Here is a 22,371-nt window from a genome sequence, read left to right on the forward strand (position 1 = left end):
CTTTGTGACGAACGACTCGCGGAGATCGTTCCGTGATCCACGGTCCACCGGGCAAACGGCAGGGAAATGTCCGGGAACGACACGAGACCGACCTACCCCCGAGGCGCCAAAGCCCCCCACCGCACGGTCACTTCCCCCTGCCGCCACCGCCCCGCCCCGTCCACCACGGGCCAGTCGACCGCAAGATCCCGCACCGCCCGGATCCACCTCTGCCGCGCACCGTAGGACGCATAGGGCGCCGCGGCGGCCCAGGCCCGGTCGAAGTCCCGCAGAAACGCGTGCACCGGCTCACCGGGCACATTGCGATGAATGAGCGCTTTGGGCAGCCGCTCGGCAAGATTCGAAGGCCGCTCCAACGACCCCAGCCGAGCCGCGAACGTCACAGTCCGCGGCCCCTCGGGCCCGAGCGCAACCCACACATGCCGACGCCCGACCTCATCACAGGTCCCCTCGACAAGCAGCCCACCCGACGCCAGCCGCCCACAGAGCCGCTCCCAGACCCCGGCGACCTCCCCCTCGTCGTACTGCCGCAACACATTGGCGGCGCGAATGAGAAGGGGACGCTGCGAACCGGGGATCTCGAACCCACCATGCCGAAACACGAGCCCGTCCCGCTCATACGGCCGCGCGGCGACGACCCGAGCAGGTTCGATCTCAAGCCCGACCACACGAACCCGTGGCGCCACCACACGAAGCCGCCCGAGCAACTCGACGGCCGTCCAGGGAGCAGCTCCGTACCCAAGATCGACCGCAACAGGATCATCGCCCCGCCGCAACGCGCTCCCGTGGGTATGGGCGATCCACCGGTCCATCCGGCGCAGCCGATTCGGATTGGTGGTCCCGCGTGTCACCGTTCCCACGGGGCGGGCGACGCGGGCACTCATGCATAAGAGGGTATGCGTACGGCAGCTGCGGGCCCGTCGTGGCTGGTCGCGCAGTTCCCCGCGCCCCTAAAAGAAGGGCGTTGCAGTGGGCCTGCGCCGCGACGTGACCGCACCCGTCACAACCGTTGCGCAGTTCCCCGCGCCCCTGGGGCGTTGCAGCCTGGCCGCGTACGGCGGTGAGGGGACGTGCCGGGGGGTGTCCGCCCGCAGCGGCGGGCGTCAACGCCGAGCACCCTCCTGAGAGACCCCAACCGCCCGACCGAGGACGGATACCCCCCGGCACGTCCCCGACCCACCCACCGGCGGCAGGCGCTACCCGCACCCCCACCCGGCGCAAGGGGCCGCCGCAGGCATCCCGCCCCCCACCCCCACGCACACACCCCCCGAACAGTTGAGCGACCCCCAGTAATTCCTAGGCAAAAACCACCCCACCAGGAATGGGAACCCCTCCCTCCGGCGTTGCACCGCCTTGGAGGGCGCTCAACCCTCTGCCCGGCATGCCCGCAGCCAAGGAGGACCGCCACGTGAGCCAGTACGTCAGCAGGCTCGGGCGACGCTCCCCGTCGGCCCCCTCCCGACTCCGGCTCCACCGCCGCCCCCGCCGCGTAGCCATGCTCAGCGTGCACACCTCCCCGCTCCACCAGCCCGGCACAGGCGACGCCGGCGGCATGAACGTCTACATCGTCGAACTCGCACAACGCCTCGCCGCCATCAACATCGAGGTCGAGATCTTCACTCGCACCACCGCCACCGACCTCCCACCCGTCGTGGAACTGGCCCCCGGCGTTCTGGTCCGCCACATCGACGCGGGCCCCTACGAGGGCCTGAACAAGGAAGACCTCCCCGCCCAGCTCTGCGCCTTCACCCACGGCGTGATGCAGGCATGGGCCGGCCACCGCCCCGGCTACTACGACCTCGTCCACTCCCACTACTGGCTCTCCGGCCACGTCGGCTGGCTCGCAGCCCAACGCTGGGGCGCCCCCCTCGTGCACGCCATGCACACCATGGCCAAGGTCAAGAATGCCAACCTCGCCGACGGCGACACCCCCGAACCCGCGGCCCGCGTGATCGGCGAGACGCAGATCGTCGCGGCAGCGGACCGCCTCATCGCCAACACCTCCGAGGAAGCGGAAGAACTCGTACGCCACTACGCGGCAGCCCGCGACAAGGTCGCCGTCGTCCACCCCGGCGTCAACCTCACCCGCTTCGCGCCCGCCGACGGCCGAGCCGCGGCCCGCGCCCGCCTCGGCCTCCCGCAGGACGCCCTGATCCCCCTGTTCGCAGGCCGCATCCAGCCCCTCAAGGCCCCGGACATCCTCCTGCGCGCGGTGGCCGTCCTCCTCGACGAGCACCCCGAACTGCGCTCCCGCATCCTCGTCCCGATCGTCGGCGGCCCCAGCGGCAGCGGCCTCGCCAAGCCGGAGGGCCTGCAGAAGCTCGCCGCCCGCCTGGGCATCGCGGACGTCGTACGGTTCCGCCCGCCCGTCGGCCAGGAGCAGCTCGCCGACTGGTTCAGGGCGGCATCGTTGCTGGTCATGCCGTCGTACAGCGAGTCCTTCGGCCTGGTGGCCATCGAGGCGCAGGCGGCCGGCACACCCGTACTGGCCGCCGCGGTCGGCGGTCTGCCCGTCGCGGTCCGGGACGGGCACACCGGATTCCTGGTCCAGGGCCACAACCCGGCGGAGTACGCGCGCGTGCTGCGCGCCTTCGCCGACGAGCCGCACCTGACCGCCCGGATGGGCGAGGCGGCCTCCCGGCACGCCCAGTCCTTCGGCTGGGACACCGCGGCGGCGGCCACGGCGGACGTCTACACGGCGGCGGCCCAGGCGCATCGCCGTCGCGTACGCTCCCACCATGGGTGACGCACAGGACGTACAGCGGGCGGCGCAGGTCGTCGAGGGAGCCCTGAAGGACGCCGAGCTGGAGTGGGAGAGCCCCGCCCCCGGCAACTACGTCGTCAAGCTCCCCGGCACACGCAAGCTCTCCACGACGGTGTCCCTGCTCGTCGGCCGCCACTCCCTGTCGCTGAACGCCTTCGTCATCCGCCACCCCGACGAGAACGAACCCGGTGTCCACCGCTGGCTCCTGGAGCGCAACCTCAAGCTCTACGGCGTGAGCTACGCCGTCGACCGGCTCGGCGACATCTACGTCACCGCCAAGCTCCCGCTAGCCGCCGTGACCGTCGACGAGATCGACCGTCTCCTCGGTCAGGTCCTGGAGGCGGCCGACGGCGCCTTCAACACCCTCCTGGAGCTCGGCTTCGCGTCCGCGATCCGCAAGGAGTACGAGTGGCGCGTGGCGCGCGGCGAGTCGACGCGCAACCTGGACGCGTTCACCCATCTGATCCAGCGGCCCTCGGAGTGACGTTCACCGACCCCAGGGTCGACCCGCGGACCTAGAAAGGTCCGAACCAACTCACCTCGCACGACCCCTTCCGCACCCATGCGCGGCCGTGGCATGCTCACCGCCATCGCACTTCTGAACGACGTTCACATCCATGAAAGCCACATGGAGGGCGTACGGACATGGGCAACGCGCATCTCACCAGACGGACCCTGCTCGGCGGAGCCACGGCAGTGGCACTCGGCGCGACGGCGGCGGGCGTCGCACACGCGACGACCGCGAAACCCCACTCCACCGGAGCTCCCCTCACCGGGCCCCGGACGCCGCCCAGCGCGACACCCCAAGTCCCGCCCATATGGCGAGAGTTCAACCGCACCCCGTACACCCACCCCCAGATCCCCTACATAGGCCGGGCCGGCCACCGGGGCGGAGCGCGCCGCTTCCCCCGCCCCCGAGTCGTGGCAGACGTAAGGGACTTCGGCGCCGTGGCCGACGGAACGACCGACTCCGCCCCCGCGATCAACCGTGCCATCGCCGCCGCCGGAAGGGCCGGCGGTGGCACGGTCACCATCCCGCCCGGCACGTTCCGCATCGACGACGTCATCCGTATCGGCCACTCGAACGTGGTCCTCCGCGGCGCCGGCAGCACCCGCACCAAGCTGTACGCCACCCGCAACCTCACCGAACTGATCGGCCCCTACGGCTCCCGCTACGGCGGCGACAAGTCGTCCTGGTCCTGGGCCGGCGGCCTCATCTGGCTGGCACCGACGGCCCGTTGGGACTCCCTCGTCGCCGCGATCAGGGCGAAGGCGTGGCCCTTCGAGGGCTGGACCGGCAACCGGCGCGACGAGTGGCATCCGCTCACCACCGTCGCCCCGGCCCGCCAGGGCTCCTGGACGGTGACCGTCACGGACCCCTCGGCACTGCGTCCCGGCGCCCTGGTCCTGCTCCGCCTCTCCGACGACGCCGGCCACACCCTCCTGGAGCACATGTCCGGCGGCGGGCCGGGCCCCGAGGCGTACACCTGGGACGACAAGACGAAGCTGACCTCGTACGTCCCCTACGAGTGGCCGGTGCGCATCACCGCCGTGAAGGGCCGCAAGGTCACCCTCGAACGCCCGCTCCCGCTCGACGTACGCCCCGAATGGGACCCGCAACTGACGACCCACGCGGACGAGTTGACCGGATCCGGCGTGGAGGGCCTGACCCTGGAGGCCATGGAGACCCCGCAGCAGCCGCACCTCCTCGACAAGGGCTACAACGGCGTCACCTTCCAGTGCGCGTACGACTGCTGGGCCGACGACGTGACGGTCCGCCACGTCGACAACGGCTTCGGCCTGGTCGCGGCCTCCGCCTGCACGCTCCGGCGCACGCGCGTGGCTGGCCGGGGCAGCCATCACCCCTACTTCTGCCGCGAGGGCTCCCACGACAACCTGATCGAGGACTTCACGATCGAGGCCCGCACCACCCCGGCCCCCTCGGGCACCCAGCTGCACGGCATCAACGTCGAGGGCCTGTCCTCCTACAACGTCTGGTCACGCGGCGACATGCGCATGGGCACCTTCGACAGCCACCGCGGCCTGCCCTTCGCCAACGTCCGCACCGACATCACCGTCGACAACAACGGCCGCCACGGCGGCGACGCGAGCGCCGGCCCGCTGTTCGGCGCCCGCTTCACCCACTGGAACGTCCGGGTCACCAACGCCCGCGCGGGCATGATCCGCCTCGACGGCCTGGCCCCCTACTCCGCCACCGTCGGCCTCAACGAGGTCAGGGAGTTCGACCAGATCGACGTCCCCGACTTCACCGGCGACCTGCACTCCCGCCTGGAGCTGTACGGCACGACGGACGCCGTGCACCCGCCCAACCTGTACGACGCTCAGCGCGCGCTGCCGCGATAGCGCCCCGGAGGCACGCCGACCAGCTTCCGGAAATGCCGGCTGAGATGGGACTGGTCGTAGAACCCGGTCGCCACCGCCACCTCGGCCGGCGACCGGCCCTCCAGCAGCAGCCGACGGGCACGATCGACGCGCCGCGACATCAGATATTGGTGCGGGGCGATGCCGTACGCGGTACTGAACGCCCGTACGAGATGGGCCGGATGGGCCTGTACGACGGCCGCGGCCTCGTCGAGACCGATGCCCGGCACGACCCGCTCGTCGAGGAGCTCGCGCAGCCGGCGGGCGAGGACGGGATCACGACGCGGGACGTCCGTCAGGGTCCTGGGCCGCAGATGGGCACGCAGCCGGTCCCCGATGAGAGTGAGCCGGCTGTCCGCCTCCAGCTCGTCACCGGGCTGCGCGAGAGCGGCGTGCAGTTGCCCGACGCGCAGCCGCAGCACCGGATCCGCCAGGTCGGGCGAGTCGACGGCCGGACCGATCAGATCGTCCGCCAGCCGGGTGCTGTCCAGATACAGAACCCGCTTGCGGAAGCCGTGCGGGGTGGCGGGGGAGCCGTTGTGCGGAACGTGCGGCGGCAGGAGCGACACCGTGTCGTGCGGGGTGCCGTGCTCGTGCCGGTCGAGGTCGTAGCGCACGGCCCCGTCGTCCACGATGAGCAGCGTCCAGGCCTCGTGCACATGCATCGGATACGCGTACTCGGTGAAATGGGCGTGGAACACCTCGGTGACGCCCGGGACGGAGGGGCGCCACGCGGAGACTTCCTGGCGATCCCGAGCGGCGGCCATGCAAAGAACGTACAAGACGGAGCCGTACGACGGCCGTCAGTCTCATCCCATGAGCACTGAAGCCCCCGTCCGTTTCGACACCAAGATCGCCGTCCTGCTGAGGGAGGACCTGGAGCCCTGGCAGCGCCTGAACGTCACCGCGTTCCTGGTCAGCGGCCTGGGAACGCAGGTCCCCGAGGTGATCGGCGACCCCTACGAGGACGCGGACGGCGTTCCCTACCTGCCGATGTTCCGCCAGCCGGTCCTGGTCTTCGAGACCACGAAGGAAACCCTGACGACGGCCCACGCCCGAGCCCTGTCCCGCTCCCTCCCCCGGGCGATCTTCACCTCCGACCTGTTCACGACGGGCAACGACCGCGACAACCGCGCGGCGGTACGAGCGGTGCCGACGAACGAACTGGACCTGGTGGGGATGGCGGTCTACGGACCACGGAACGCGGTGGACAAGGTGATCAAGGGGGCACGGATGCATCCGTGAGGTCAGCGGGGGCGTTTCTTCGGGAGCTTCTTCCGGTTGAGGGAGGCGCGCAGGCGCTGGGCGTCGTGGGTTTTGCCCTGTCGGTGCAGGGCGTCGGCCAGCTCGAGTGTGAGGTTGCTGTACAGGCGGTGGTCGTTTCCGAGGGATTCCCGGGCGCGGGTTCTTGTTGACCGCAGCAGTGGCTCCGCCCTGGCGTACTGACCGGTGTCGATGAGAGCCCTGGCGAGGTTTGAGGCGCTGAGGATCGTGTCCTCGTGCCTGTCGCCCAGCAACTGTCGACGCCGCGTCAGGACTTCCGAATGGACGTGCAGGGCCTCGACGTGTCTACCGAGATGAGACAGGACGAGGCCCAGGTAGCTTGAAGCGTCGAGGGCAGCAGGGTGGTCCTCATTCAAAGCACGCCGGTATCGGGCCAGGGCGTCCGTCAGCACCTGGTGGGCTTCGTCGAGACGTTCGACTTGCATCAGGGAGAACCCGTAATTGGCGACGGATCGTAGGGCATCGATGTGGTTCTCGCCCAGGGCTTCTTCGCGACGTGCCACCACGTCCCGGAGGATGGTGTACGCCTCGGCCTCTCTGCCCAGCCCGCCCAGGATGACGCCGAGATCGTGGGTCGAGCTCAGCGTGTCGGGATGCTCTTCCCCAAGCACTCTGCGCCGTCTCTCCAGGAGGTCCTCGATGAGTGGCAGCGACTCTTCGTACCTCTGCATGTCGTTCAGGGCCACGGCCATAAGTTGTGCCGCGCGCAGCGTGTCGGGGTCGTCCTCACCCAGAGAGGCCCTCCAGGTCCTGTGCAGGGTCTCGGCGAGGTGGTGGGACGCATCGGGCTGGGCGTTGCGTACGAGGTAAATGGCGGCCTTCAGCAACTTCGGCCGCAACTCGGCCCTGCCGATGATCGCGTCCAGCGTCGCCGTCAGGTGCTGGGTGAGCGATGCCCACTCCGGCCACGTCTCGGGCAGTTCCGGATCGCCGGGATCAAGGGTGGCCAGCAGCGCAGCCACATCCTGCACCGGCCCTCCGGCCTGCTCGGCACTGGCCTGGCGCACCACCGCCTGCGTGAGCCGATGCACCTGGAACACGTCGGGCCCGACCACCGCCAGCCCGTACTGGGCGAGCGGCTGGAGCGCGTTTCTCGGCCAGCGGAAGTCGTTCGGGTCCCCCGGCACGCTGGTCAGCGCCCCGCGGGCCTCGACGAGCCACTTCGTCGGGATGGGCTCGGGCCCGAGGAACGCCGCCAGGCGCAGCAGCGCCGCCGCCTCCGGACGGCCCGCGTCCAAGCGTTCGGCGGCGATCGTGACGGTGGCCGCCACCGAGACCGGATAGTCGTAGACCTCCCCGTCGTTGAGGAGTTCGGCGGTGTTGGTCCTGAGCAGCTGGAGGTAGTGGTCGGGCGGTGTCCCCTCGCCGAGCGCGCCCGCGGCTTGCGCCAGCGCGAGCGGCAGATCGCCGAGGGCGTCGGCCAGCGCGTCCGCCGTCCCGGAGCTGAGCGTGGGCAGTTGACGGTTGAGGTAGCCGAGCGATTCCTCGCGGCTGAACATCCCCAGGGCGAGACCCGGCACGACCTTGCTCCAGGCCGGGTCGCGCGCAGTGATGAGTACATGGCCCGGCCCCTCCGGCAGCCAGGTGCGCAGCTGCCGCGGGTCCTCGGCGTTGTCCAGGACGATGAGCCACCGGTCGCTGGTGCGCAGGTACTCGAGGGCGTACTGCGCGTTGACCTCGGCACCGGCGTCCGGCTTGGCCACATCGACACGGGCCGCGAGTTCGGCGTACCGCGTCGGCACCTGCTCGACCTGTTCGGCGTCGACCCACCACACCAGGTCGTACTGCCCGGCGAAGCGGTGCGCGTACTCCAGGGCCATCTGGGTCTTGCCGACCCCGCCCGGGCCATGGAGCACGCGTACGGCGGACCGGCGCTCGCCGAGCAGTCCGCCGCGCACCTTCTCGATGATCTCGTCGCGGCCGGTGAAATGCGGGTTGCGCCCCCGCTGTCGTACGTCCCACACGGCGGGGTCGTGGAGGGCGGAGGGGAAGCGGGGCTGGAGCCCCTGAGGTGCCGCCGGCCCGGAGCGCTTGGCGCTTTTCGTCCCCTTGCCCGCTTTGCCCGCCTTCCCGGGAAAGGCCGGCGAGGTCGTCGGGATCTCCCGCCCCCGCACCGCTTCCAGCAGGGCTTCGAGGGCCGTCGCCTCTTCCAGGTCATGCAGTTCACGGCGAATACGCGGCCGGAGGATCGCGGGCAACTGCCCGACCTCCAACGGCTCGACCACCAACGGCACGAAACGGTCCCGGCCGGCCACCGCCGCGGTCCACTCCTCCTCCGTGTACCGGCCCGGGGCGAAGTACTGCGGGGAGAACAGGGCGACGACCGCGGAGGCCCGTTCCAGCGCCTCGTTCATCTTCTTCACGAAGTCCTCGCCGGTACGCCAGTGCCAGAGATCGAGTTCGATCTCGTACCCGGCCTCCCGGAGGTGCCAGGCCACCCACTCCGCCCACTGGCCGTCGTGCCCGGCATGGCTGACGAAGATCAACCCGGAACTGTCGGTCATGCCCGTCTCCCACCCCAGCGGCCCCAACGGCCCCCGTACCGCGCCTCCTTGTATACCCCGTGGAATGCGGACTCAGCAGGGAGACGGGCAGGTAGAGGGTGCGTTGTCAGGCGGTACGGACGTCGGGCTCCGTCCCGGGGACGGGGCTGACGTCGGTCTCCGCGCTCTTCGTGATCTCCACCGTCTCCTTGGTCGCCGCGGACTCCGCCCCGACGTAGCGGGTCAAGGCGCCGTACCCGATCGCCGCCGCCGTCCCGACGACCGCGCAGAGTCCCCACAGCCACTCGGCGCCGAGGTGGTCGATGACGAAGCCGGACATCAGGGGGGCGATCAGGGCGGCGACGGACCAGGAGAGGGTGTACATGCCCTGGTAGCGGCCGCGGCCGTGGGCGGGGGAGAGGCGGACGACGAGGCCGGTCTGGGTGGGGGCGTTGAGCATCTCGCCGAGCGTCCAGACGCACACCGTCAGCGCGAAGACGCCGACCGAGCCGGCGAACGCGGTGAGGCCGAAGCCGTAGCCGGCGAGCAGGGACGACACGATGAGGATCCGCCCCGCGTCCCGGCGTTCGATGAACCGCGTGACCGGGATCTGGAGCGCGACGATCAGGATGCCGTTGATGGCGATGGCGAGGCCGTAGTCGGCGGGCGAGAACCCGGCGTCGCCCATGGCGATCGGCAGACCGACCGAGCCCTGCTGGAAGACGAGGGCGACGAGGAAGGACAGCCCGACGACGGCCATGAAACGCCCGTCGCGCAGCACGGTCCCGAGCCCGACCTCCTCCTCGCCCTTACCCGTGTCCGACTTCTCGGGCCGGGACTCGGGCAGCTTCACGAAGATCACGACCGCGCAGACGGCCGTCATGCCGGCCTCGATCAGAAACCCGGCGAGGTAGCTGACCTCGGCGATGAACCCGGCGGCCATGGAGGAGACGGCGAAACCGAGGTTGATGGCCCAGTAGTTGAGGGAGAAGGCGCGCACCCGGTCCTCGGGCCGCACGATGTCGGCCATCATCGCCTGCACAGCGGGCCGGGAGGCGTTGGAGGCGGCGCCGACGACGAAGGCGACGGCGGCGATGGCGACGGGGTGGTGCACGAACCCGAGCACGGCGACGGACACGGCGGTGGACGCCTGGGCCACCAGCAGGGTCGGTCGCCGCCCGAGCCGGTCGGTCATGACGCCGGCGCCGATCGACGAGACGACGCCGCCGAGCCCGTGGAGGGAGGCGACCAGACCGGCGTAGGAGGCGGAGTAGCCGCGGTCGAGGGTGAGGTACAGCGCCATGAAGGTGGCGACGAAGGCGCCGAGCCGGTTGACGAGGGTGCTGGTCCACAGCCACCAGAACTCGCGGGGCAGCCCGGCGACGGTCTCTCGGGTGGCGCGTCGCACGGCGGCGAGTGGCATAGGGGTCCCCACGGATGCAGCCGGACACCGGCAACGGATGTAAGTAGCCAAGAAGGCATCCGCAACTTACAAACGCGGGGCTGGGGCGGGCCACTCAATTAACAGATCCCGTCAACTGTCCGCCTGCTGGGCGGGCGGCCTGGGGGCCGAATGCGTCGATTACGCTCTGAGGCATGGCCGACGCACCGTACAAGCTGATCCTCCTCCGCCACGGCGAGAGCGAGTGGAACGCGAAGAACCTGTTCACCGGCTGGGTGGACGTGAACCTCAACGAGAAGGGCGAGAAGGAGGCAGTCCGCGGTGGCGAGCTCCTGAAGGACGCCGACCTTCTCCCCGACGTGGTCCACACGTCCCTCCAGAAGCGCGCGATCCGCACGGCCCAGCTGGCGCTGGAGTCCGCGGACCGCCACTGGATCCCGGTCCACCGCTCGTGGCGCCTGAACGAGCGCCACTACGGCGCCCTCCAGGGCAAGGACAAGGCGCAGACCCTCGCCGAGTTCGGCGAGGAGCAGTTCATGCTGTGGCGCCGTTCCTACGACACCCCGCCGCCGCCGCTCGAGGACGGCACGGAGTTCTCCCAGTCGGACGACCCGCGCTACGCGACGATCCCGCCGGAGCTGCGCCCCCGCACGGAGTGCCTGAAGGACGTCGTCGTCCGCATGCTGCCCTACTGGTACGACGGCATCGTCCCGGACCTCCTGACCGGCCGCACGGTCCTGGTCGCGGCCCACGGCAACAGCCTCCGCGCCCTGGTCAAGCACCTCGACGGCATCTCCGACGCCGACATCGCGGGCCTGAACATCCCGACGGGCATCCCCCTCTACTACGAGCTCGACGCCGACTTCAACCCGGTCACCCCGGGCGGCAAGTACCTCGACCCGGAGGCAGCCGCTGCCGCGATCGAGGCGGTCAAGAACCAGGGCAAGAAGAAGTAAGCCCAAACCATCAAGCCCCTCACCCGCGGTTTCTCCGCCGGTGAGGGGCTTGATGCTGTCGCTCCTCAGGTCACCCCACGCACGAAGCGCGCCCGGCTCGGGAGGCCGGGCGCGCTTCGTGGTCGGTCGGTGAGTGGGGGAACGCGTTCAGTTCACGCGTGTGGTGTCGGGGTCAGCGGCGGTAGCCACCGTGGTGGCCGCCGTGGTGGCGGTCGTAGCCCCAGGACTCGTTGTCGATGAAGCGTCCGCGGTCGTTGCGCAGCGTGGCGGTGTCGGAGCGGTTGTCCCAGATGTAGCGGCGGCTGTCCTGGTACAGGTCGCTGTCGGTGTCGCGGCCGTAGCCGGTGTGGACGCGGACCGTGGCGCGGCCTTCCAGGCGGTAGTGGTCGAAGGTGTAGGTGTGACCGTCCTCGTCCTCGAGGGTCCAGCCGTCGAGGTTGACGGTGTGGCGGGTGGTGTTGGTGATCTCCACCCACTCGCGGTTCAGGGAGCGGTTGGAGCGGTCGTCACGGCCCGGGGAGTCGTACTGGACGTCCGAGATCTGCACCTTCGGCCGCTCGTGACGGGGGTGGTCGGCGGCGGACGCCGGCAGCGTGACGACCGAGACCAGGGCGCCGGCGGCGAGCGCGGCGGCGGCGAGACGGCGGGCGCTGACAGAAGCGGAAGCGGACAAGGGGTCTCCCATGGTGCGGACACCTTCTCCGGGCGGCAGCTCGGGCTGCCGGGGAGTCGGTGCGGTGTGAATTGGCGGCCGGCTGGCCGCACGCACACCTTGTCCATGTCGTGGAGGAATTCAGGAGAAGGCATCACGTCTGTTACCTGTTGCCCATATTTCTATGACTCTCGGCTGCAACATCCATATATGCCGTCTATGGCCTTGTGTTGACGTGCCGACGGGCCGGAAGCCCTTGCGGGCGTTGGGCTGTGACGCATTCCCGCCACGGCACGCCACCCCGCGAGGGATCGGGCCGTCACCCGAAAGTGAGTAACAGCAGATCGCCGACAACTCGGCCCCTGGCATGGCGGCCGGCTTCGAGCGGTGCGCTTGTGTCCGGTGTCGCGACCTGGACAGACTGGCCGCTTGCCATGGGGACCACCGGTGCTGGGGTAGGGCGGGATGAGCGGGCGGGTGAAGGCATGGCTGGCCGGGGGCTGGCTCGTGCTGGTTGTCGCCGGCTGGGCGTTCACCGAGTCGATCAATGACGGGATCGAGCCGACGTCGGGTCCGCGTCCCGAGCCGTCGTCCTCGAGCTCTCCGAAGTGCCCGGCGACAGCCCTGCCGACGCCCACGCCGTCCACCGGCCCGGACCGCGACGCCTCCGACTTCTACGCCGAATCGGAAGCCGACGTCACCGTCAGGGACGTCGCCTGCATCGTCTCGGACTAGGCCCCGCCGGCAGCAAGGTCCGCCGCAGCCGCAGCCGCAGCCGCAGCCGCCGCAGCCGCAGCCGCCCCGCACAGCGAAGGGCCCCGGCGCGTCATCCGCCCCGAGGCCCTCACCGTCGTACGAGATCTACCGCGTCCACGGCGTCCGAGGCGTCCCGCGACACCCGCCGCGCCGTACGCCACGGACCTCCGAGTCCTGCGCCCTCACCTTCACCCGCACTGGCAAGGGTTCCCCGACTGGCATCCGCACCCGCAGCCCGAGCCGCAGCCGCACGCGCCGAAGAGCGGGAGGCTCCTGATGTCGGCGGACTGCTCGGTCGGGAGTTCCTGGGTGGGGTCGGGCGTGGTGCCGGGAGTACTGGGGGATTCGGCCATGGTCCCTCCTCGAGGCTGGTGCCTGTGCTCATTCCATGCCCGCCCCGCTGGGCGCATCAACGGCGCACAGAGGCTTGCCCGCGCCCCGAACAGCTCTCCGCGAGCCCGCTCACGGACCCACACGGGCCTCGCTCGAACGGGCATACGGCCGCCTGAGCCCCCCAGCTCTCACCGGACCCAAGAGCCCGACGTGAGCGAAGGGACCTACGCCCCCTCCACCCCCGAAACCGGCTGGATGTCGGGCTGGATGTCCTGCTGGAGCTCGTCCGCGTGCTCACCCGTCACCAGGTAGACCACCCGCTTCGCGACCGCCACCGCATGGTCGGCGTACCGCTCGTAGTAGCGGCCGAGCAGCGTCACGTCGACCGCCGTCTCGATGCCGTGCTTCCAGCGCTCGTCCATCAGGTGCTGGAAGAGCGTGCGGTGGAGGAGGTCCATCGCGTCGTCGTCCTGCTCCAGCTGCATCGCCAGGTCGACGTCCTTGGTGATGATCACCTCGGCCGCCTTCGCCATCAGCCGCTGCGCGAGCTGGCCCATCTCCAGGATGGTGGCGTGCAGGTCCTGCGGAATCGCACGCTCCGGGTAGCGCAGCCGCGTGAGCTTCGCCACGTGCTGGGCCAGGTCGCCCGAGCGCTCCAGGTCCGCCGACATGCGCAGTGAGGTGACCACTATCCGCAGGTCCGTGGCCACCGGCTGCTGGCGCGCCAGCAGGGCTATGGCCCGGGCCTCCAGGTCGTGCTGAAGGTCGTCGACCTTCTCGTCACCCTCGATCACGCTCTCGGCCAGCTTCAGGTCGGAGTCGAGGATCGCCGCCGTGGCGCGCCCGATCGCCGACCCGACCAGCCGGGCCATCTCCACCAGACTGTCGCCGATCGAGTCCAGTTCCTCGTGGTACGCGTCCCGCATCAGGGTCCCTCTCTTACGTATGCCTCGGGGGGTTCCGGGCGCCAGGTCACTGCCGTCCGACCGGCAGTCCCATGGCCGTGGCCGCCGTATGTGCCGACCACCGGCCCTCTCCGACCACCGACCACCGGTCCCGTCGTCCGAGCCGACCACCGGTCCTGTCGTCGGACAGGCAGTCTTACCGTCATGACCTCCGACAGTAAGACCGTCGCGAAAACGACAGTCGGACTGTCGTGAAACCGCCAGTGCGATCTCGCGCCTCTACGCTAAACCGACTGTGTGATCTACGCGCTGAACTGGCCGTGCGAACCCCACGCCCCCACCATCCGGTCTCTACGCGTCCGTTTCCGCCACCCCAAATGAACCACTACTGGCTCCAAGGTGAACTCTGGGCGACGAGTGTTCGAGCTCGCACTCCGACGGCTGTGGGCACAGCCCTGGCCATGCCTAACCTGGGTGCATGGACGTGAACGCGGCGGTCGCCGCAGCGGCAGCGATCGCCGGGGTTCTCACCGGCGTGATCGCCATGCTGGCGTTCCGCTGGAGCGAACGCGACCTGAAACGACCCACCCGGACCTCCCTGCACACCGACCCGGTCCTGCCGCCCGGCGTGGACACGGTCCTGTCGGTGCTGCGCTCCTCGGCGGTGGTCCTCGACGAAGGGGACGCCGTCGTCAAGGCCAGCTCGGCGGCGTACGCCCTCGGTCTGGTGCGCGGCGGCAAGCTCTCCGTCGAACCCATGCTCCAGATGGCCCGGGACACCCGGCGCGACGGCGAGATACGGCAGGTCGAGCTGGATCTGCCCCGTCGCGGCACCGGCCGCGGCGAGGCCCTCGCCGTCTCCGCCCGGGTGGCCCCCCTCGGCTCCCGGCTCGTACTGCTCCTCGTCGAGGACCTCACCGAGGCCCGGCGCATAGAGGCGGTACGGCGCGACTTCGTCGCGAACGTGAGCCATGAGCTGAAGACACCGGTCGGCGCGCTCTCCCTGCTGTCCGAGGCGGTCATGGACGCCTCCGACGACCCGGAGGCCGTGGAGCGCTTCGCCGGGCGCATGCAGATCGAGGCGACCCGGCTCACCAACCTGGTGCAGGAGCTCATCGACCTCTCCCGGGTGCAGAACGACGACCCGCTGGAGGACGCCGAGCCCGTCCGTGTGGACGAGCTCGTCGCCGAGGCGATCGACCGCTGCCGGCACGCCGCCGGCACGAAGCAGATCAACATGGCCGCCGGCGGCACCGAGGACCTCAGCATCTGGGGCAACCGGGGCCAGCTGGCCGCGGCGCTCGGCAACCTCGTCGAGAACGCCGTCAACTACTCGCCCGCCCGAACCCGCGTCGGCATCGCCGCACGCCGGCTCACCGCACCGGGCGGGGACCACATCGAGATCGCCGTGACCGACCAGGGCATCGGCATCTCGGACAAGGACAAGGAGCGCATCTTCGAGCGCTTCTACCGCGTCGACCCGGCCCGTTCCCGTGCCACAGGTGGCACCGGCCTCGGTCTCGCGATCGTCAAGCACGTGGCCGCCTCGCACGGCGGGGAGGTCACGGTGTGGAGTTCCGAGGGACAGGGCTCCACGTTCACCCTGCGGCTGCCGGAGGCGGGTGCGGCCCGCGACCGTGCTCAGCAGCACCCCGATCTCGACGACGAGGCCGGGCAGCCCGCACTATCGAATTCCCCCACTTCCCCCGACTCACCCGCGTACGAAACGCTTTCCGCCCCGGAGGTCCTTCCGTGACCCGAGTGCTCGTCGTCGAGGACGAGGAGTCCTTCTCCGACGCCCTGTCGTACATGCTCCGCAAGGAGGGCTTCGAGGTCGCCGTCGCGACCACCGGGCCCGACGGACTCGACGAGTTCGAGCGCAACGGCGCCGATCTCGTCCTCCTCGACCTGATGCTGCCCGGCCTGCCGGGCACGGAGGTCTGCCGTCAGCTGCGCGGTCGCTCCAACGTGCCGGTGATCATGGTCACCGCCAAGGACAGCGAGATCGACAAGGTTGTCGGCCTGGAAATAGGAGCCGATGACTACGTCACCAAGCCGTTCTCCTCACGCGAGCTGGTCGCCCGTATCCGGGCCGTCCTGCGCCGCCGCGGCGAGCCCGAGGAGGTCACCCCGGCCGCGCTGGAGGCGGGCCCGGTCCGCATGGACGTGGACCGCCATGTGGTCACGGTCTCCGGCTCCAAGGTCGACCTGCCTCTCAAGGAGTTCGACCTCCTGGAGATGCTCCTGCGCAACGCGGGCCGGGTCCTGACCCGAATGCAGCTCATCGACCGGGTCTGGGGTGCCGACTACGTCGGTGACACCAAGACCCTCGACGTCCACGTCAAGCGCCTGCGCGCCAAGATCGAGCCGGACCCGGGCGCCCCGCGCTACCTGGTCACGGTCCGCGGCCTCGGCTACAAGTTCGAGCCGTAGACCGCGGGGAGAAGACAAGACGAAGGGCGGGGCCCCGGATTTCCGGGGCCCCGCCCTTTTTCCACAGCTGTGGAGCCGTCTCTACGGCGATGCGGTCGCCGTCAGCCGGTCAGTGACCGGCGGCCGACTGCGAGGCGGCGTCCGTCGGGGTGGCCGTGCCGGCTCCCTGACCGCCCTCGGTCCCGGCACCGGGGGTCTCCGAGGAGCCCGCGGAGGCACCACCGCTCGGCGTGGCCTCGGCGCCGGCGTTCGGAGTACCGGTCGGGGTCCCCGTCGGCGAGGACGCCGTCTCCGGCGCGGCCGGGACCTCGGTCGGCCCCCAGCCCTCGAAGTAGTTCTCGGCGGGCACCACGAAGGCGCGCAGGCTCACGTCACCGGTCTCGCTGAAGGTGAAGGTGATCTTCTGCGCGTTGCCGTCTCGGACGGCCTCACGGCTGCTCGACAGCACCGCGGAGGCGTTGTCCTTGCCGCCGATGATCAGCCGGCCGCCGGCCGGGATGGTCAGGCTGCCGCCCTTGGCGGCCTTGAGCTCGGCGGTCTTGTCGGTGTCGTCCACCTTGATCGCGTCGAGCGTCTGGGCCGTCTTGCCGGAGTTGAACAGGGTCGCGGAGATCGCGGCCGGCCCGGTCGACTCCAGGTCGGGCTGGGTGATGACGAGGGCGTTCTGGATCTTGATGTCGCCGACGCTGGTGGCCGCGTTGTCCGGCTTGATCTGCAGCGTCTGGGCGTCGTTTCCTGCGGCGCACGCGGCGAGCGAGGTGATCGAGAACGCGAGGGCGGCGGCAGCGAGTGCGCCGCGTCGAAGGCTGCTGCTCACGGCGGCGGCAACTCCTTGACTCGAACGGGGGGCGCGTAAAGCCGCCCTAAGTGTCTGTCAGCGGCCTTAGGTTACCGAGCCGTTCCCGCGCGACCGCACCCGACCCTCCCCTCACAGGCCGAACAGCCGTCGAAGTCCCTCTTCCAACCCCGTCTCTTCACCCACAAGCGGCCCGGGAGTCACATTGCCCGGTCGCTCGTCCGTCATTCACATAAGCCCCTCGCAAGCACCCGCGCAAAATCTCCGTGAAGGAATGTGCGACGCCCCGGAAATTGATCACCGGCCATGCCGTCCGACCTGGCTGTGATCAATTCCGGGATTCGTCCGGGACCCGACTCGGGACGCCGAACGGAGTAGCGGAAGTCGCACACTTGGAACCGGACATTTGTGTACGTTCGACCACTTGGAGGCGCCGCCGGATGTGTGTAACGTACGCGTTTCCCTGCGTCCGCAGAGCCGCTCCCACCTGCGAATACCTTCTTCCGGTCGGCCCGCGAAGCACGTTCCTGTTGGAGTTGTCAAGCCCCGAGATATGCCCTGACCTGCGAAAACGCCATTCAGAACCCGCAGTTTCCGTGTTACCCTGGATAGCCACGGAAGGGGTACCTGTCACATGACGTTCAAGGTTGGCGACACCGTGGTCTATCCCCATCACGGGGCCGCGCTGATCGAGGCTATCGAAACTCGCCAGATCAAAGGCGTGGACAAGACCTACTTGGTGCTGAAGGTCGCCCAGGGTGACCTGACGGTACGTGTGCCAGCGGACAATGCGGAGTTCGTCGGCGTGCGTGATGTGGTCGGTCAGGACGGGCTGGACCGGGTCTTCGAGGTGCTGCGCGCGCCGTACGCCGAGGAGCCCACGAACTGGTCGCGTCGTTACAAGGCAAATCTGGAGAAGCTCGCCTCCGGCGATGTCATCAAGGTCGCGGAAGTCGTGCGTGACCTGTGGCGTCGTGAGCGCGAGCGCGGACTCTCCGCCGGTGAGAAGCGCATGCTCGCCAAGGCCCGCCAGATTCTGGTGAGCGAGCTCGCCCTCGCGGAGAACACCAACGAGGACAAGGCCGAGGCCCTGCTCGACGAGGTTCTCGCGTCCTGACGCGGTTTCATCCGCCTCAGTTCATTCAGCACAGTGCTGTATGGCTTTAAAAAGTGCCGCGGTGCCCGATGACGTATTTCCTGTCGCCGGGCGCTGCGGCATGTTCGCTCGCGGGCGCTGTTCCACCTGCTTCGCAGGCCGCTCTCGGGGGTGCCCCCGATACTTGACGTGCCGGGCCCGGCAGCAGGCTCGACCGACTGTCACGGAAGGGTCCGGTCAAGGCTCGCGCCCGGCACTCCCCCAAGCTCTCGAATTCAGTCGAGCAGGGGGCACCCCCAGGGCCATACCCAACTAGGCCGAGCACACAAACCTGACAGGAACCGATGTCTGACGATTCGCGCCCTTCGCCCTCGGAAACCCGCAGCGCAGCCCGTACGGCCGTGGTGATTCCGGCCGCCGGCAGGGGCGTACGCCTCGGTCCGGGCGCGCCCAAGGCACTTCGCGCGCTGAACGGCACGCCCATGCTCATCCACGCGGTCCGCGCGATGGCCGCGTCCCGTGCCGTCTCCCTGGTGGTCGTCGTCGCCCCGCCCGACGGCGCCCCCGAGGTCAAGAGCATGCTCGACGCCCACGCCCTGCCCGAGCGCACCGACTTCCTGGTGGTCCCCGGCGGTGAATCCCGCCAGGAGTCCGTCAAGCTCGGCCTGGACGCGCTGCCGCCGGACTTCGACATCGTCCTGGTGCACGACGCGGCGCGCCCGCTGGTGCCGGTGGACACCGTGGACGCGGTCATCGAGGCAGTGCGCGACGGAGCGCCGGCCGTGGTGCCCGCGCTGCCGCTCGCGGACACCGTCAAGGAGGTCGAGCCCGCGCGGACGCCCGGCGCACCCGAACCGGTCGTGGCCACCCCCAACCGCGCCCGACTGCGTGCCGTGCAGACCCCGCAGGGCTTCGACCGCGCCACGCTGGTCCGTGCCCACGAGACGGTGACGGACGACGTCACCGACGACGCGAGCATGGTCGAGCAGCTCGGCCCCACCGTCGTGGTCGTCCCCGGCCACGAGGAGGCCTTCAAGGTCACCCGTCCGCTGGACCTGGTCCTGGCCGAGGCGGTCCTGGCGCGCCGGAGGCTGAACGATGGCTTCTGAGCAGCCGATGCCGCTGCCCCAGGTGGGCATCGGCACCGACATCCACGCCTTCGAAGAGGGCCGCGAGCTGTGGTGCGCCGGCCTGAAGTGGGAGGGCGAGGGCCCCGGACTCGCCGGCCACTCCGACGCGGACGTCGTCGCGCACGCCGCGTGCAACGCGCTGTTCTCGGCGGCCGGCCTCGGCGACCTGGGGCAGCACTTCGGCACCGGGCGCCCCGAGTGGTCGGGCGCCTCCGGCGTCGTACTCCTCACCGAGGCGGCCCGGATCGTGCGTGAGGCGGGCTTCCGCATCGGCAACGTCGCCGTCCAGGTCGTCGGCCCCCGCCCGAAGATCGGCAAGCGGCGCGACGAGGCGCAGAAGATCCTCTCGGAGGCGACCGGCGCGCCGGTGTCGGTGTCGGGCGCGACGACGGACGGGCTGGGGTTCCCCGGCAGGGACGAAGGGCTGATGGCCGTGGCGACCGCGCTCGTGGTGCGGACCACGATCTGACTGTTATCCACAACCGTCCGAGGCACCGGGCATCGCCGACTACCCTGGACCCGTGACTATTCGCCTGTACGACACCAGCGCCCGGCAGATCCGTGACTTCACCCCGCTCAAGCCGGGTTGCGTCTCGATCTACCTCTGTGGCGCCACCGTGCAGGCAGCACCGCACATCGGACATATCCGCTCCGGCCTGAACTTCGACATCATGCGCCGCTGGTTCGAGTACCGCGGCTACGACGTCACGTTCATCCGCAACGTCACGGACATCGACGACAAGATCATCAACAAGGCGGCGGACCAGGGCCGCCCCTGGTGGTCCATCGGCTACGAGAACGAGCGCGCGTTCAACGACGGTTACACCGCGCTCGGCTGCCTGCCGCCCACCTACGAGCCCCGCGCCACCGGCCATGTCACCGAGATGGTCGAGATGATGCGCACGCTCATCGAGCGCGGCCACGCGTACGAGGCCGGCGGCAGCGTCTACTTCGACGTGCGCTCCTGGCCGTCGTATCTGGAGCTGTCCCGGCAGGACATCGACGACCTGCGCCAGCCCGACGAGGGTGTCGCCGGCAAGCGCGACGCCCGCGACTTCGCCATGTGGAAGTCGACCAAGCCGGGCGAGCCCGACTGGGAGACCCCGTGGGGCCGGGGGCGCCCCGGCTGGCATCTGGAGTGCTCGGCCATGGCGCACAAGTACCTGGGCAGCGCCTTCGACATCCACGGCGGCGGCCTGGACCTGATCTTCCCGCACCACGAGAACGAGATCGCCCAGGCCAAGGCCTTCGGCGACGACTTCGCGCGGTACTGGGTGCACAACGCCTGGGTCACCATGAGCGGCGAGAAGATGTCGAAGTCGCTCGGCAACAGCGTGCTGGTCTCCGAGATGGTCAAGGCCTGGCGCCCGATCGTCCTGCGCTACTACCTGGGCACCCCGCACTACCGCTCGACCATCGAGTACAGCGAGGATGCCCTGCGCGAGGCCGAGTCGGCGTTCGCGCGGATCGAGGGCTTCGTGCAGCGTGTGGTCGAGAAGGCCGGCGCCGTCGAGCCGTCCGCCGAGTTGCCGCCCGCCTTCGTCGAGGCCATGGACGACGACCTCGGTGTCCCGCAGGCCCTCGCCGTCATCCACACCACGGTCCGCCAGGGCAACAGCGCGCTGGCGGCCGACGACAAGGAAGCCGCCGTGGCCCGCCTCGCCGAGGTCCGCGCCATGCTCGGCGTCCTCGGCCTGGACCCGCTGGACGCCCACTGGGCGGGCGAGTCCGACCGGGGCGAGGACCTGCACGGCGTGGTCGACAGCCTGGTCAGGCTGGTTCTCGACCAGCGCGAGGCGGCCCGCACCCGCAAGGACTGGACGACCGCGGACGCCATCCGCGACCAGCTCAAGCAGTCCGGCCTGGCCATCGAGGACGGCCCCGACGGACCCCGCTGGAGCCTCGGCCCGCGCTGACCGGACCCGGCTCCCGGAAGATCGATTGTGCCGCCCGGCCCCCCGGGCGGCACACTTCATAGACGTACGTACGACACACCCACGACAGACAGGTAGGTCATGGCCGCGAACAACCGCCGCATGTCCGGCAAGAAGGGCGCGCAGGTCGGCAGTGGCGGCCAGCGGCGCAAGGGTCTCGAGGGCAAGGGCCCGACGCCGCCCGCCGAGATGCGCAAGAAGCACAAGAAGAACCGCATCGCGACCGCCAAGGCGAAGCAGGCCGCGCGCCGCCCCGCGCCGCGCGGCCGTGGCGGCAAGGGCACGTCCGAGATGGTCGTCGGCCGTAACCCGGTCGTCGAGGCACTGCGCGAGGGCGTCCCGGCCTCCACGCTCTACGTCCAGCAGTTCATCGACAACGACGAGCGTGTCCGCGAGGCCCTCCAGCTCGCCGCCGACCGCGGCGGCATCAACCTCATGGAGGCCCCCCGCCCCGAGCTGGACCGCATGACGAACGGCCTGAACCACCAGGGCCTCGTCCTCCAGGTCCCGCCCTACGAGTACGCCCACCCCGAGGACCTCGCCGCCGCCGCGGCCGACGCGGGCGAGGACCCGCTGATCGTCGCCCTCGACGGTGTGACGGACCCGCGCAACCTCGGTGCCGTGGTCCGCTCCGTCGCCGCCTTCGGCGGCCACGGGGTCGTCGTCCCCGAGCGCCGTGCGGCGGGTATGACGGCCGGTGCCTGGAAGACGTCCGCCGGCACCGCGGCCCGTACGCCGGTCGCCCGCGCCACGAACCTGACCCGCGCGCTGGAGGCGTACAAGAAGGCGGGCATCGCGGTCGTCGGTCTCGCGGCCGACGGCGAGGCGGAAGTCGGTGACCTGGAGGCCCTCGACGGCCCGGTGGTCATCGTGGTCGGCAGCGAGGGCAAGGGCCTGTCCCGCCTGGTCGGCGAGACGTGCGACTTCCGGGTCCGCATCCCGATGCCGGGCGGAGCGGAGTCCCTCAACGCCGGTGTGGCGGCGGGAATCGTCCTCTACGAGGCGGCCAGCCGACGCGCCTGAACAGACATCCGTGGCGTCACCCGTGCGGGTTAATTCTGGTGA

General features: G+C 70.1%; 21 protein-coding genes. 13 read left to right on the forward strand and 8 right to left on the reverse strand.

Annotated elements, in window-relative coordinates:
* Positions 1 to 92 precede the first annotated feature (92 nt).
* Entirely contained in the window at positions 93 to 884 is a 792-nt protein-coding gene (locus CP983_RS23210; RefSeq protein WP_189748797.1) for a class I SAM-dependent methyltransferase, read from the reverse strand.
* A gap of 524 nt (positions 885 to 1,408) precedes the next feature.
* On the opposite strand from CP983_RS23210, the gene mshA reads away from it, so the two are divergent.
* The 3 genes from mshA to CP983_RS23225 all read left to right on the forward strand — a co-directional run bounded on the left by mshA (position 1,409) and on the right by CP983_RS23225 (position 5,128).
* Positions 1,409 to 2,746, forward strand: coding sequence for a D-inositol-3-phosphate glycosyltransferase (gene mshA, locus CP983_RS23215; RefSeq protein WP_107906135.1), 1,338 nt, complete (start codon positions 1,409 to 1,411; stop codon positions 2,744 to 2,746).
* Positions 2,739 to 3,248, forward strand: a complete 510-nt coding sequence (locus tag CP983_RS23220) for a type III secretion system chaperone family protein (protein ID WP_150501539.1) — start codon at positions 2,739 to 2,741, stop codon at positions 3,246 to 3,248. Before mshA ends, CP983_RS23220 begins: the two co-directional genes overlap by 8 nt.
* A gap of 161 nt (positions 3,249 to 3,409) precedes the next feature.
* Positions 3,410 to 5,128 (forward strand): glycosyl hydrolase family 28-related protein, encoded by a 1,719-nt coding sequence (locus CP983_RS23225; RefSeq protein ID WP_150501541.1) that lies wholly within the window; start codon positions 3,410 to 3,412, stop codon positions 5,126 to 5,128.
* Here CP983_RS23225 and CP983_RS23230 read toward each other — a convergent pair.
* On the reverse strand, positions 5,107 to 5,913 hold the full coding sequence (locus tag CP983_RS23230; protein ID WP_093746491.1) for a helix-turn-helix transcriptional regulator: 807 nt from the start codon (positions 5,911 to 5,913) through the stop codon (positions 5,107 to 5,109). The two genes, CP983_RS23225 and CP983_RS23230, sit on opposite strands and share 22 nt — an antisense overlap.
* Here CP983_RS23230 and CP983_RS23235 point away from each other — a divergent pair.
* Positions 5,912 to 6,391 (forward strand): DUF2000 domain-containing protein, encoded by a 480-nt coding sequence (locus tag CP983_RS23235; protein ID WP_125525125.1) that lies wholly within the window; start codon positions 5,912 to 5,914, stop codon positions 6,389 to 6,391. The two genes, CP983_RS23230 and CP983_RS23235, sit on opposite strands and share 2 nt — an antisense overlap.
* Positions 6,392 to 6,393: 2 nt before the next feature.
* On the opposite strand, the gene fxsT is transcribed toward CP983_RS23235, so the two are convergent.
* Both fxsT and CP983_RS23245 read right to left on the reverse strand, forming a co-directional pair.
* Entirely contained in the window at positions 6,394 to 8,934 is a 2,541-nt protein-coding gene (gene fxsT, locus CP983_RS23240) for an FxSxx-COOH system tetratricopeptide repeat protein (protein ID WP_150501543.1), read from the reverse strand.
* A 106-nt stretch (positions 8,935 to 9,040) separates the two neighbouring features.
* On the reverse strand, positions 9,041 to 10,336 hold the full coding sequence (locus CP983_RS23245; protein WP_150501545.1) for an MDR family MFS transporter: 1,296 nt from the start codon (positions 10,334 to 10,336) through the stop codon (positions 9,041 to 9,043).
* A gap of 173 nt (positions 10,337 to 10,509) precedes the next feature.
* Here CP983_RS23245 and CP983_RS23250 point away from each other — a divergent pair, with 173 nt between their 5' ends.
* Positions 10,510 to 11,271 (forward strand): phosphoglyceromutase, encoded by a 762-nt coding sequence (locus CP983_RS23250; RefSeq protein WP_062723775.1) that lies wholly within the window; start codon positions 10,510 to 10,512, stop codon positions 11,269 to 11,271.
* A 172-nt stretch (positions 11,272 to 11,443) separates the two neighbouring features.
* Here the strand turns inward: CP983_RS23250 and CP983_RS23255 are convergent, their stop codons facing one another.
* The gene (locus CP983_RS23255; RefSeq protein WP_176576535.1) at positions 11,444 to 11,956 is read right to left on the reverse strand and encodes a lamin tail domain-containing protein; all 513 of its coding nucleotides are present in this window, start codon (positions 11,954 to 11,956) and stop codon (positions 11,444 to 11,446) included.
* 432 nt (positions 11,957 to 12,388) lie between these two features.
* Between CP983_RS23255 and CP983_RS23260 the strand changes: the two genes are divergently transcribed.
* Positions 12,389 to 12,658: a hypothetical protein gene (locus CP983_RS23260; protein ID WP_150501547.1), complete on the forward strand. Its 270-nt coding sequence runs from the start codon at positions 12,389 to 12,391 to the stop codon at positions 12,656 to 12,658.
* Positions 12,659 to 12,867: 209 nt separating this feature from the next.
* On the opposite strand, the gene CP983_RS23265 is transcribed toward CP983_RS23260, so the two are convergent.
* Both CP983_RS23265 and phoU read right to left on the reverse strand, forming a co-directional pair.
* Positions 12,868 to 13,032: a hypothetical protein gene (locus tag CP983_RS23265; protein ID WP_107438855.1), complete on the reverse strand. Its 165-nt coding sequence runs from the start codon at positions 13,030 to 13,032 to the stop codon at positions 12,868 to 12,870.
* Positions 13,033 to 13,236: 204 nt separating this feature from the next.
* Entirely contained in the window at positions 13,237 to 13,938 is a 702-nt protein-coding gene (gene phoU / locus CP983_RS23270) for a phosphate signaling complex protein PhoU (protein WP_150501549.1), read from the reverse strand.
* A gap of 457 nt (positions 13,939 to 14,395) precedes the next feature.
* On the opposite strand from phoU, the gene phoR reads away from it, so the two are divergent.
* Both phoR and phoP read left to right on the forward strand, forming a co-directional pair.
* The gene (gene phoR, locus CP983_RS23275; RefSeq protein WP_107906126.1) at positions 14,396 to 15,673 is read left to right on the forward strand and encodes a two-component system sensor histidine kinase PhoR; all 1,278 of its coding nucleotides are present in this window, start codon (positions 14,396 to 14,398) and stop codon (positions 15,671 to 15,673) included.
* 5 nt (positions 15,674 to 15,678) lie between these two features.
* Positions 15,679 to 16,350 (forward strand): two-component system response regulator PhoP, encoded by a 672-nt coding sequence (gene phoP, locus CP983_RS23280; RefSeq protein ID WP_004000192.1) that lies wholly within the window; start codon positions 15,679 to 15,681, stop codon positions 16,348 to 16,350.
* A 109-nt stretch (positions 16,351 to 16,459) separates the two neighbouring features.
* Here phoP and CP983_RS23285 read toward each other — a convergent pair whose 3' ends face one another.
* Complete coding sequence (locus CP983_RS23285) at positions 16,460 to 17,167, reverse strand: copper chaperone PCu(A)C domain-containing protein (protein WP_125528820.1); 708 nt, start codon at positions 17,165 to 17,167, stop codon at positions 16,460 to 16,462.
* A 613-nt stretch (positions 17,168 to 17,780) separates the two neighbouring features.
* Here CP983_RS23285 and CP983_RS23295 point away from each other — a divergent pair.
* The 5 genes from CP983_RS23295 to rlmB all read left to right on the forward strand — a co-directional run bounded on the left by CP983_RS23295 (position 17,781) and on the right by rlmB (position 22,329).
* A complete protein-coding gene (locus CP983_RS23295) occupies positions 17,781 to 18,263 on the forward strand; it encodes a CarD family transcriptional regulator (RefSeq protein WP_003953493.1) in 483 nt (160 codons plus the stop codon).
* 323 nt (positions 18,264 to 18,586) lie between these two features.
* Positions 18,587 to 19,351, forward strand: coding sequence for a 2-C-methyl-D-erythritol 4-phosphate cytidylyltransferase (ispD, locus tag CP983_RS23300; RefSeq protein ID WP_107906124.1), 765 nt, complete (start codon positions 18,587 to 18,589; stop codon positions 19,349 to 19,351).
* Complete coding sequence (gene ispF, locus CP983_RS23305) at positions 19,341 to 19,841, forward strand: 2-C-methyl-D-erythritol 2,4-cyclodiphosphate synthase (protein WP_150501551.1); 501 nt, start codon at positions 19,341 to 19,343, stop codon at positions 19,839 to 19,841. The genes ispD and ispF overlap by 11 nt, the downstream gene beginning before the upstream one ends.
* Positions 19,842 to 19,893: 52 nt before the next feature.
* Entirely contained in the window at positions 19,894 to 21,288 is a 1,395-nt protein-coding gene (cysS, locus tag CP983_RS23310) for a cysteine--tRNA ligase (RefSeq protein WP_150501553.1), read from the forward strand.
* 99 nt (positions 21,289 to 21,387) lie between these two features.
* Positions 21,388 to 22,329, forward strand: coding sequence for a 23S rRNA (guanosine(2251)-2'-O)-methyltransferase RlmB (rlmB, locus tag CP983_RS23315; protein WP_150501555.1), 942 nt, complete (start codon positions 21,388 to 21,390; stop codon positions 22,327 to 22,329).
* Positions 22,330 to 22,371 lie beyond the last annotated feature (42 nt).

It is taken from the genome of Streptomyces chartreusis, from assembly GCF_008704715.1.
Taxonomy (GTDB): domain Bacteria; phylum Actinomycetota; class Actinomycetes; order Streptomycetales; family Streptomycetaceae; genus Streptomyces; species Streptomyces chartreusis.

Excerpts from the sequence above, each read along its gene's own strand:
- fxsT (WP_150501543.1), bottom strand. The coding sequence starts at position 8,934 with ATGACCGACAGTTCCGGGTTGATCTTCGTCAGCCATGCCGGGCACGAC.
- CP983_RS23230 (WP_093746491.1), bottom strand. The coding sequence starts at position 5,913 with ATGGCCGCCGCTCGGGATCGCCAGGAAGTCTCCGCGTGGCGCCCCTCC.
- CP983_RS23250 (WP_062723775.1), top strand. The coding sequence starts at position 10,510 with ATGGCCGACGCACCGTACAAGCTGATCCTCCTCCGCCACGGCGAGAGC.
- CP983_RS23220 (WP_150501539.1), top strand. The coding sequence starts at position 2,739 with ATGGGTGACGCACAGGACGTACAGCGGGCGGCGCAGGTCGTCGAGGGA.
- ispF (WP_150501551.1), top strand. The coding sequence starts at position 19,341 with ATGGCTTCTGAGCAGCCGATGCCGCTGCCCCAGGTGGGCATCGGCACC.
- phoU (WP_150501549.1), bottom strand. The coding sequence starts at position 13,938 with ATGCGGGACGCGTACCACGAGGAACTGGACTCGATCGGCGACAGTCTG.
- CP983_RS23260 (WP_150501547.1), top strand. The coding sequence starts at position 12,389 with ATGAGCGGGCGGGTGAAGGCATGGCTGGCCGGGGGCTGGCTCGTGCTG.
- ispD (WP_107906124.1), top strand. The coding sequence starts at position 18,587 with ATGTCTGACGATTCGCGCCCTTCGCCCTCGGAAACCCGCAGCGCAGCC.
- CP983_RS23295 (WP_003953493.1), top strand. The coding sequence starts at position 17,781 with ATGACGTTCAAGGTTGGCGACACCGTGGTCTATCCCCATCACGGGGCC.
- CP983_RS23245 (WP_150501545.1), bottom strand. The coding sequence starts at position 10,336 with ATGCCACTCGCCGCCGTGCGACGCGCCACCCGAGAGACCGTCGCCGGG.
- phoR (WP_107906126.1), top strand. The coding sequence starts at position 14,396 with ATGGACGTGAACGCGGCGGTCGCCGCAGCGGCAGCGATCGCCGGGGTT.
- CP983_RS23225 (WP_150501541.1), top strand. The coding sequence starts at position 3,410 with ATGGGCAACGCGCATCTCACCAGACGGACCCTGCTCGGCGGAGCCACG.
- CP983_RS23265 (WP_107438855.1), bottom strand. The coding sequence starts at position 13,032 with ATGGCCGAATCCCCCAGTACTCCCGGCACCACGCCCGACCCCACCCAG.
- rlmB (WP_150501555.1), top strand. The coding sequence starts at position 21,388 with ATGGCCGCGAACAACCGCCGCATGTCCGGCAAGAAGGGCGCGCAGGTC.
- CP983_RS23210 (WP_189748797.1), bottom strand. The coding sequence starts at position 884 with ATGAGTGCCCGCGTCGCCCGCCCCGTGGGAACGGTGACACGCGGGACC.
- CP983_RS23235 (WP_125525125.1), top strand. The coding sequence starts at position 5,912 with ATGCAAAGAACGTACAAGACGGAGCCGTACGACGGCCGTCAGTCTCAT.
- CP983_RS23255 (WP_176576535.1), bottom strand. The coding sequence starts at position 11,956 with ATGGGAGACCCCTTGTCCGCTTCCGCTTCTGTCAGCGCCCGCCGTCTC.